At 74.6% G+C, this 8,946-nt stretch carries 6 protein-coding genes; 2 read left to right on the forward strand and 4 right to left on the reverse strand.

Annotated features, from left to right (window positions below; translation table 11 throughout):
• Positions 1–31: 31 nt before the first annotated feature.
• The gene (gene guaA / locus AC51EU_RS23270; RefSeq protein ID WP_496268989.1) at positions 32–1,615 is read right to left on the reverse strand and encodes a glutamine-hydrolyzing GMP synthase; all 1,584 of its coding nucleotides are present in this window, start codon (positions 1,613–1,615) and stop codon (positions 32–34) included.
• 252 nt (positions 1,616–1,867) lie between these two features.
• Here guaA and AC51EU_RS23275 point away from each other — a divergent pair, with 252 nt between their 5' ends.
• A complete protein-coding gene (locus tag AC51EU_RS23275; protein ID WP_496268990.1) occupies positions 1,868–2,176 on the forward strand; it encodes a chorismate mutase in 309 nt (102 codons plus the stop codon).
• 681 nt (positions 2,177–2,857) lie between these two features.
• Here the strand turns inward: AC51EU_RS23275 and AC51EU_RS23280 are convergent.
• From AC51EU_RS23280 to AC51EU_RS23290, 3 genes are all read right to left on the reverse strand, one after another.
• A complete protein-coding gene (locus AC51EU_RS23280; protein ID WP_496268991.1) occupies positions 2,858–4,726 on the reverse strand; it encodes a GMC family oxidoreductase N-terminal domain-containing protein in 1,869 nt (622 codons plus the stop codon).
• A gap of 28 nt (positions 4,727–4,754) precedes the next feature.
• Positions 4,755–6,404 carry a succinic semialdehyde dehydrogenase gene (locus AC51EU_RS23285; protein WP_496268992.1) on the reverse strand — a complete coding sequence of 550 codons (1,650 nt, stop codon included), beginning with the start codon at positions 6,402–6,404 and terminating at the stop codon, positions 4,755–4,757.
• Between the two features lie 197 nt (positions 6,405–6,601).
• The gene (locus AC51EU_RS23290; RefSeq protein WP_496268993.1) at positions 6,602–7,747 is read right to left on the reverse strand and encodes a serine/threonine-protein kinase; all 1,146 of its coding nucleotides are present in this window, start codon (positions 7,745–7,747) and stop codon (positions 6,602–6,604) included.
• Positions 7,748–7,976: 229 nt separating this feature from the next.
• Here AC51EU_RS23290 and AC51EU_RS23295 point away from each other — a divergent pair.
• Positions 7,977–8,946: hypothetical protein (locus AC51EU_RS23295; protein ID WP_496268994.1), on the forward strand; the 970-nt coding region annotated here is incomplete at its 3' end.

Genomic DNA, 8,946 nt, shown 5'->3' on the forward strand with positions numbered 1-8,946 from the left:
GGCGTCGTTCACGTCGGGGGGACCGTGGAGGTCACTCCCACTCGATGGTGCCCGGCGGCTTGCTGGTCACGTCGAGGACGACGCGGTTGACGTCGGCGACCTCGTTGGTGATGCGGGTGGAGATCCGGGCCAGGACGTCGTACGGCATCCGGGTCCAGTCGGCGGTCATGGCGTCCTCGGAGGAGACCGGGCGCAGCACGATCGGGTGGCCGTAGGTGCGGCCGTCGCCCTGGACGCCGACCGAGCGGACGTCGGCGAGCAGCACGACCGGGCACTGCCAGATCTCGCGGTCGAGACCGGCGGCGGTCAGCTCCTCGCGGGCGATGGCGTCGGCCTCGCGCAGCAGGTCCAGGCGCTCCTTGGTGACCTCGCCGACGATGCGGATGCCCAGGCCGGGGCCGGGGAACGGCTGCCGCTGGACGATGGCGTCGGGCAGGCCCAGCTCGGAGCCGACCATCCGGACCTCGTCCTTGAACAGCTTGCGCAGCGGCTCGACGAGCTCGAACTCGATGTCGTCGGGGAGTCCGCCGACGTTGTGGTGCGACTTGATGTTGGCGGTGCCGGTGCCGCCGCCGGACTCGACGATGTCCGGGTAGAGCGTGCCCTGGACGAGGAAGGCGACCTCCTCGCCCTCGGCGCCGGCCTCGGCGACCAGCTCGGCCTGGGCCTGCTCGAAGACGCGGATGAACTCCCGGCCGATGATCTTCCGCTTCTGCTCGGGGTCGGTGACCCCGGCCAGCGCGGTCAGGAAGCGCTCCTCGGCGTCGACGACCTTCAGCTGGACGCCGGTGGCGGCCACGAAGTCCTTCTCGACCTGCTCGGACTCGCCCTTGCGCTGGAGGCCGTGGTCGACGTAGACGCAGGTCAGCTGGTCGCCGATGGCCTTCTGGACGATGGCAGCGGCGACCGAGGAGTCCACGCCGCCGGACAGCGCGCAGATGGCGCGCTTCGTGCCGACCTGGGCGCGGATCGCGGCGACCTGCTCGTCGACGACGTTGGTGGTGGTCCAGTTCGGCTCGATGCCGGCACCGCGGTAGAGGAAGTGCTCCAGGACCTGCTGGCCGTACGTGGAGTGCATGACCTCCGGGTGGTGCTGGACGCCGTAGAGCTTCTTCTCGTCGTTCTCGAAGGCGGCGACCGGGACGACGTCCGTGGACGCGGTGACGGTGAAGCCCTCGGGGGCGGCGGAGCAGGCGTCGCCGTGCGACATCCACACCGACTGCTCCTGGGGGGTGCCCTCGAAGAGGGTGGAGCCCGGGCGGGAGACGGTGAGCGGGGTGCGGCCGTACTCGCGGGCACCGGTGTTGTCGACGGTGCCGCCGAGGGTGGTGGCCATCAGCTGGAAGCCGTAGCACATGCCGAAGACCGGGACACCGGCCTCGAACAGGGCACGGTCGACGCTGGGGGCGCCTTCGGCGTACACCGACGAGGGACCGCCGGAGAGGATGATCGCCTTGGGCTTCTTGGCGAGCATCTCCGCCACCGGCATGGTGGACGGCACGATCTCGCTGTAGACGCGTGCCTCGCGGACGCGTCGGGCGATGAGCTGGGCGTACTGCGCGCCGAAGTCGACGACGAGGACGACGTCCGGTGCGGCAGGGGGTGCAGATGGCACTTCGGCGGCCTTCCGGCGGTGTGGAACAGGGGGTTGGACTTTCCATCCTAACGGGCCCATACTGAGCGCCATGTACCAGCAGCTGACCTTCGTCTTTACCTATGGCACCGGCCCGTCCGGCTGCCATGGTCGTGCTGCTTGATCCACTGACGAGCGACTTCCCAGGCGCCCCGGGCCGACAAAGGTCCGGGGCGTTCGTGCGTGGTCGGGCCGTCGTCCCGGGGAGCCGCCCACACCCCAGGAGACACCGCGATGAGCACCGACACCACGACGTCCCCCGCCGCCAAGGCCACGGAGACCGGCGCGCGCACCCCGGAGGCGGTGGGCGTCATCACCGACGCCCGGAGCCGGATCGACGAGCTGGACGGGCGGATCATCGGCCTTGTGCAGGAGCGGATGGCCGTCTCGGCCGTCATCCAGCGCGAGCGGATCGCGTCCGGCGGGCGGCGGGTGAACCTCTCGCGCGAGATGGAGATCCTCGATCACTACCGCGCGCAGCTCGGCCGCCCCGGTACCGCGCTGGCGATGACGCTGCTGGAGCTGTCGCGTGGCCGGATCTGAGCGGTTCGGGCGGTGGCGCGCCGGGTGCAGTGGCCGGATCTGAGTTCGGTTGTCCTCTCACCCGTACGGCGCGTGACCGGCCGCCGCGAGGGGTCGTTGTTCCCGGTGCCACGCCAGCCAGACGTGGCCTTGCAGGACTACGCGTAGACGCCGCCCCGTGGGCGGAACGCCGGAACGGTGAGACGCGGCCGCTTGACGCGGCCCGTGTCGTGGGACCTCGTTCCGGTGCGGTGGCCGGTCAGCAGGGGACAGCGGACCGGTCGCCTTCCGATGGGGTGGTCGGTCCTGGGGACGCCCGGGACCGGCCGCATCCGTCGAAACGGTTGCGCCGGACGAGGCGCATCCAGCACGATGCCTCTCGTGCGACCCTCTGTGGCGGGAGGGGAACCGGGCGTGGTGTCCGGTCCTGCCGCCCGGAAAAGCATTACCCCGCGTAACGGCCACTTTCGGCCAGCGCGGGCGCAGGGCCCCGTCCGCCTGCCGGACGGGCACCACCAGAGCCAGCGGCGCTACCCCCCAGCGCCGCCCCTCGGTGCCGACGCTGCCCTGACGTCGGCGCCGAAAGCCAAGGGCCCCGTGGCCGTCCGCACTCCCCCTCCGCGGACGGCGTACCGGGGCCCTTCGCTCTGCCCGGGGGCAGGGGCTGACGTCACGCCCCCGCCCGCCTCACGACGACAGGCCCTACGCCTCCGCGCCCCGCGCTTGTGGCCGCGCCCCGCCGGTCTCCTTGGGCGGGACCCGCGGTACGGGCAGCAGCGGGAGCCGCAGGGCGCCGAACGCGTCGTCGGGGACGGCCGGGGCGACCGGGGCGACCGGGGTCACCCGCCGGTAGGGCTGCCCGGGGGCGGGGCGCGGGTCCTCCTCGCCCTTGTTCGGCCACAGGGACATCGCCCGCTCGGCCTGCGCCGTGATCGTCAGCGACGGGTTGACGCCGAGGTTCGCGGAGACCGCGGCGCCGTCGACCACCGAGATGCCCGGGTGGCCGTAGAGACGGTGGTACGGGTCGATGACGCCGTGGTCCGGGTCCTCCCCGATGGCGCAGCCGCCCAGGAAGTGCGCGGTCAGCGGGGTGCCCAGCAGTTCGCCGACATTGCTGCCCGCGAAACCGTTGATCTCCTCGGCGAGCAGGGTCGCCGCCCGCGCCGCCTCCGGGATCTGCTCGGGGTTGGGCGCGCCGTGGCCCTGCCGGGCGGTGAGCAGCCCCTTGCCGAGGCCGCCGGGCCTGCGGTACGTCGTCAGGGAGTTGTCCAGGGACTGCATGACCAGGCCGATGATGGACCGCTCGGACCAGCGGTGGTTGGACAGCGAGCGGGCCAGCAGCGTCGGGTGCCGTACGCACCGGGCGGCGAAGGCCAGGGCGCGGGCGCCGCGGCGTGCGACGAGCGGCACCTGGAGGACGGAGAGCGCGCCCATCGCGTTGGAGCCCTTGCCGTAGCGCACCGGTTCGATGTGGGTGTGCGCGTCGGGGTGGACCGACGAGGTGATCGCCACCCCTCGGCTGAAGTCGGGGGTGGTGCCGTGGGCGCGGCGGTAGCGGCGGGGGGTGGTCTGCGCGCCGACCAGGGCCTCGGAGTTGGTACGGGTCAGCTCGCCCAGCCGGTCGGAGATCCCGGGCAGCAGGCCGCTGTCCTTCATCCGGTGCAGCAGGGTCTGGGTGCCGTACGTACCGGCCGCGACGACGACGCGGCGGGCGGTGAGGGTGCGGCCGCGGCCCTCGCGGCGGGCGTCGGTGGGCAGGGTGCCGACGGCGAAGCCGCCGCGCGAGTCCTCGGTGAGGGTGACGACGGTGGTCATCGGGTGGATGACCGCGCCGGCGCGTTCCGCGAGGTGGAGGTAGTTCTCGGTGAGGGTGTTCTTGGCGCCGTGGCGGCAGCCGGTCATGCAGGCGCCGCACTCCGTGCAGGCGCGGCGGGCCGGTCCCTTGCCGCCGAAGTACGGGTCGGCGGTCTCGGTGCCCGGCGCGGCCCGCACCGCGCCGTCCGCGTCCTGCCCGTCGCCGAAGAAGACGCCGACGGGGGCGAGGTGGAAGGTGTCGCCGACGCCCATCTTCTCGGCGGCGGCCCGCAGGTGGACGTCGGAGGGCGTCGTCGTCGGGTTGAGTCGGACGCCGAGCATCCGGCGGGCCTGGTCGTAGTAGGGCGCCAGTTCCTCCTGCCAGTCGGTGATCCGTCCCCACTGGCGGTCCTCGAAGAACTCCTTCGGGGGGACGTAGAGGGTGTTGGCGTAGTTGAGGGAGCCGCCGCCGACGCCGGCGCCGGCGAGCACCATGACATTGCCGAGCAGGTGGACGCGCTGGATGCCGTAGCAGCCGAGCGCCGGGGCCCACAGGTAGTCGCGCAGGTCCCAGGAGCTCTTGGGGAGGGTGTCGCGGGTGAAGCGGCGGCCGGCCTCCAGGACGCCGACGCGGTAGCCCTTCTCGGTCAGCCGCAGGGCGGAGACCGCGCCGCCGAAGCCGGAGCCGATGACGAGGACGTCGTAGTCGTGGGCGTCGTCGCCGGGCCCGGTGGCGCGCTCCGGGTCCCGGTTCCGGGCACGGTGATCCTGGGGCACTGGCTCTCCCTGGGGTGTCGGTGGCGTCTCAGCGCAGCCGGAGCGCCTTCAGCGCGCGCAGGCTGCGGGTCATGAACCGGGCGTACTGCTCGTCCGTCATCCCGAACGACGGGCCGAGCGGCATCACCCGCTGGTGGGCGACGGTCTGGGCCTCGGTGTACTTGAGCAGGCCCTCCGCGCCGTGCCGGCGGCCCAGGCCCGAGTCGCCCATGCCGCCCATCGGGGAGCGGGCGCTTCCGTAGGCCGCGGCGTAGCCCTCGTTGACGTTGACGGTGCCGGCGCGGAGGCGGGCGGCGAGGGCGCGGCCGCGGCGGCCGTCCCTGGTCCAGACGCTGGCGTTCAGGCCGTAGGGGGTGGCGTTGGCGCGGGCCAGGGCCTCGTCCTCGTCGCGGAAGCGGTGGACGGAGACGACGGGGCCGAAGGTCTCCTCGTCGCAGACGGCCATCGAGGGGCCGACGCCGTCGAGAACGGTGGGCTCGTGGAAGTAGGGGCCGATGTCGGGACGGGGGCGGCCGCCGGCGATCACCTCGGCGCCCTTGGCGACGGCGTCCTCGATGTGCCGGGTGACGGCCTCCAGCTGCCGGGGGCCGGCCAGGGAGCCCATGTCGGCGCCGTAGGCGAGGGCGGTGCCCAGGCGCATCGCCCGGGTGCGGGCGGCGAACCGCTGGAGGAAGTCGTCGGCGACCGACTCGTGGACGTACAGCCGCTCGATGGAGATGCACAGCTGGCCGGCGGAGGAGAAGCAGCCGCGGACGGCGCCCGCCGCGGCCTTGTCGAGGTCGGCGTCGCGCAGGACCAGCATGGCGTTCTTGCCGCCGAGTTCGAGGGAGGCGCCGATCAGCCGGTCGGCGGCGCCCCGGGCGACCTCGCGGCCGGTGCGGGTGGAGCCGGTGAACGACACGTAGTCGGCGTGCGCGACGACGGCCGGGCCGACGACCGGGCCCTCGCCGATCACCACCTGCCACACGTCCTCCGGCAGCCCCGCCTCGATCATCTGCTCGCGGGCCCACAGGGCGGTGAGCGCGGTCTCGGTGTCGGGCTTCATGACGACGGCGTTGCCCGCGGCGAAGGCCGGCAGGGCGTCGCCGACGGAGAGTTCGAGGGGGTAGTTCCAGGGGGCGATCTGGCCGACGACACCGCGCGGCTGGCGCAGCTCGGTGACCTTGGTCAGGACCGGTACGACGCCGGTGTGCCCCTTGGGGCGCAGCAGGGCGGGTGCGACGCGTCCGTAGTGGCGGGCGGCGACGGCGACGGCCTGGATCTCCTCGTGCGCGTGCAGCCGGGCCTTGCCGGTCTCCAGCTGGATCAGGTCCAGCACCTCGTCCTGGCGGCGCAGCAGCAGGTCGTGGAAGCGCAGCAGGACGGCGGCGCGCCGGCGCACGGGGACCCGCGCCCAGCGCTCCTGGGCGGCGCGGGCCCGGGCGAAGGCGGTGGCGATGTCCTCGGGGGTGGACTCGGGCAGGTCCGCCAGCTTCTCCCCGGTGAAGGGGGCGTGGTTGGCGGTACGCCCGCTGCCGGTCACTCCCCGGGTGAGGCGGGCGGCCACCTCGGGGGTGACCACATCGGCCGCGGTCCGGGCGCCGGGGGCGGCGCGTACGACCGGATTGCCGTCGAGGGGCGCGAGGGGGGCAACGCCCTGGGAGGAAGCGGCCGTTCCGGTGTCCAGCGTGTCCGTCATGCGGGCGAGGGTATTCGCCCGCGGGCGCTTTGTGTACCCGGCGGTAACAGCTTTTCCGGGACGGCGGGAGCGCGCCAGTGAACGCTGGCCGCATTGGGGCTGGTCAGGGGGGATGCGGTGGGTGTGGGCGGCGGGCCGCGCCCCCGGGCCGCCGTCTCCGGGCAGCGACCGCCGGGCCCCGGGGGCGTCCGCGCCCCCTACCACTCCCCCGCGCCGCCGACCGCCACCCCCGCCAGGAGAACGGCCCCCAGGACCACCAGAAGGGCGGCGGCCAGCACGGTGAGGAGGACGGTGCGGGTGCGGTGGGTGTGCGGGGGCTGCGGGCGGACGGCGGCCAGGGCCCGGTCGTCGAAGGCGTCCGGGATGGGGACCCCGGGGTGGTGACCGCCCGCCGGTGCCGGGGCCGGGGCGCGTACGCCGGGCCCGTACGCCGGCGTGGGCCCGTGCCCGTGCCCTGGTGTGCGCCCGCGTCCGTGCTCCCCGAAGCGCCCCGGTTCGCGCGCCGGGGTGCGGCCCGAGCGGAGGTAGCCCCGCAGCATCCGCTCCGTCGCCCCGGGCCCCAGCCGCCGGCCCGGGTCGCGTTCGAGCAGGCCGCGGACGACGGCGAGCAGCGGCCGGGCCTCCTCGGGCAGGGCGATGTCGTCGTGGACGACGGCGTCCAGCACCCCGGCCAGCGAGTCGCGGTGGAACGGCGTGACGCCGCTGAGGGCCGCGCACAGCAGCACCCCGAGGGACCACAGGTCGGCCTCGGGGCCCGCCGTCCGGCCGGCCATCCGCTCGGGCGCGGTGTACTCGGGCGAGCCGACGAACGCCCCGGCCTCCGTCAGCGTCGGAGTGCCGGACAGGCGGGCGACGCCGAAGTCGGTGAGGACGACCCGACCGGTGCCCCGCTCGACGAGCACATTGGCGGGCGTGAGGTCGCGGTGCAGCACCCCGCGGGCGTGGGCGGCGCGCAGCGCGCCCAGCAGCGCCACGCCGATCCGGGCCGCCTCGCGCGGGGCGAGCGGGCCGCCCCCGGCGAGCCGTTCGGCGAGCGACTGCCCCTCGACCAGCTCCATCACGATCCAGGGTCTGCCGTCCTCCTCGACGACGTCGTGCACGACGATCACATGCGGGTGCCGGACCCGGGCGAGGGCCCGCGCCTCCCGCATCGCACGCTCGCGCCGCACCCTCGCCCCCGGACCGTCGGGCCCGTCCTCCATGCGGACGTCCTTGACGGCGACCTGACGGTCGAGCAGGGTGTCGGTCGCCCGCCACACCGTGCCCATACCGCCGCGTCCCAGCCATCCCTCCAGGCGGTACCGGCCACCGAGCAGCCGGCCCTCGCCCCCGAAGCTCGCCATACCCGTGTTCTTCCCGCTCCGGGGCCCGCCGTCCCGGAAACCGGGCGGGTGTCCGGGCCCGTGGTCCGCTTCCGGGACGGAGGCCGGAGCGACGGGCGTCGCCGCGCCCCGTCCCGCACGACACACGGGTGGGAACCTCCACCGCACCGCACACCGTCCTTGACACAGTGAGGCTGCGGCACGGAACGGGCCGGTACGGCGGCCGGTGCAGGCGGAGCGGGGGGCGGTCATGGTGATGCGGGACGGCGGCGTGCGGGACGTCCGTCCGGGCCCGGGGCGCGCCGCGGCGGAGCATCGCGGCGGGTATCTGGCCGCGGGGGTGTGCCTGGCCGCGTACGGGACGGTGCTGACGGCGTGGGCGGTGTACGACGCGCGGCGCTCCGGCGGGTCGGCGTGGGACATCGCCGAGGACCTGTTCCGTCCGGGGGCGGGCGCTCCGGCGCCGCTGCTCGGCCCGTACGAGTGGGCGTTCACGGTGGCGTTCTGGGCGGTGGCGGTGACGGCGCTGGCCGGGCGGCGGGTGGCCCGCAGTGCGGCGCTGCTGCTGGCGGGGGTGCTGCTCGCGGTGTCGCTGCGGGAGTGCGTGGGCCTGTGGGACGCGGGGTACCGCGGGCGGTACGCGGTCGATCCGCTGGGCGGCTGGGTGCTGGCCACGCGCGGCCTGGGGCTGGTGACGGGCCTGGTGGTGGCGGTGGCGATGCGGCCGGCGGCCGGGCGCCGCGGCCGTGACGGGTGCCCGTGGGACGGGACGTGGCGGTTGCGTCCGTCGCGGATCTGCGGGGTGCTGTTCCTGGTGATGGGGCTCGTGCGGCTGGCCTGGACGGTGTCGGACCTGGTCGCCGGGGAGACGGACGGCGGGCGGTTCCTGCGCGCGGTGGTCGACGCGTCGGTGACGGGCACTCCGCTGCCGTCCCTGACACCGGAGTTCTCGGCCGTGGGGTCGGTGGTCGCCCTGCTGGTGCTGGGGGTGTCGGCCTACCGGGGGCGGCGGGACGTCCGGGGCGCGCTGCTGGTGTTCGGCGCGGTGCAGCTGTATCTGACGGTGCGGGTGGTGGTGTCGCTGGCGGTGACGGACTACTTCAACCGGTCCCTGGAGACGTCCCAGGGCACGATGTCGCTGGTGACCACGGCGTACGGGCTGGCCGCGATGACGTCGGTGGTGGTGCTGGCCACGGGGCGGGCGTGCGGGCCGTACACGG

The organism is Candidatus Streptomyces philanthi, assembly GCF_059553635.1.

Excerpts from the sequence above, each read along its gene's own strand:
- AC51EU_RS23275 (WP_496268990.1), top strand. The coding sequence starts at position 1,868 with ATGAGCACCGACACCACGACGTCCCCCGCCGCCAAGGCCACGGAGACC.
- AC51EU_RS23285 (WP_496268992.1), bottom strand. The coding sequence starts at position 6,404 with ATGACGGACACGCTGGACACCGGAACGGCCGCTTCCTCCCAGGGCGTT.
- AC51EU_RS23290 (WP_496268993.1), bottom strand. The coding sequence starts at position 7,747 with ATGGCGAGCTTCGGGGGCGAGGGCCGGCTGCTCGGTGGCCGGTACCGC.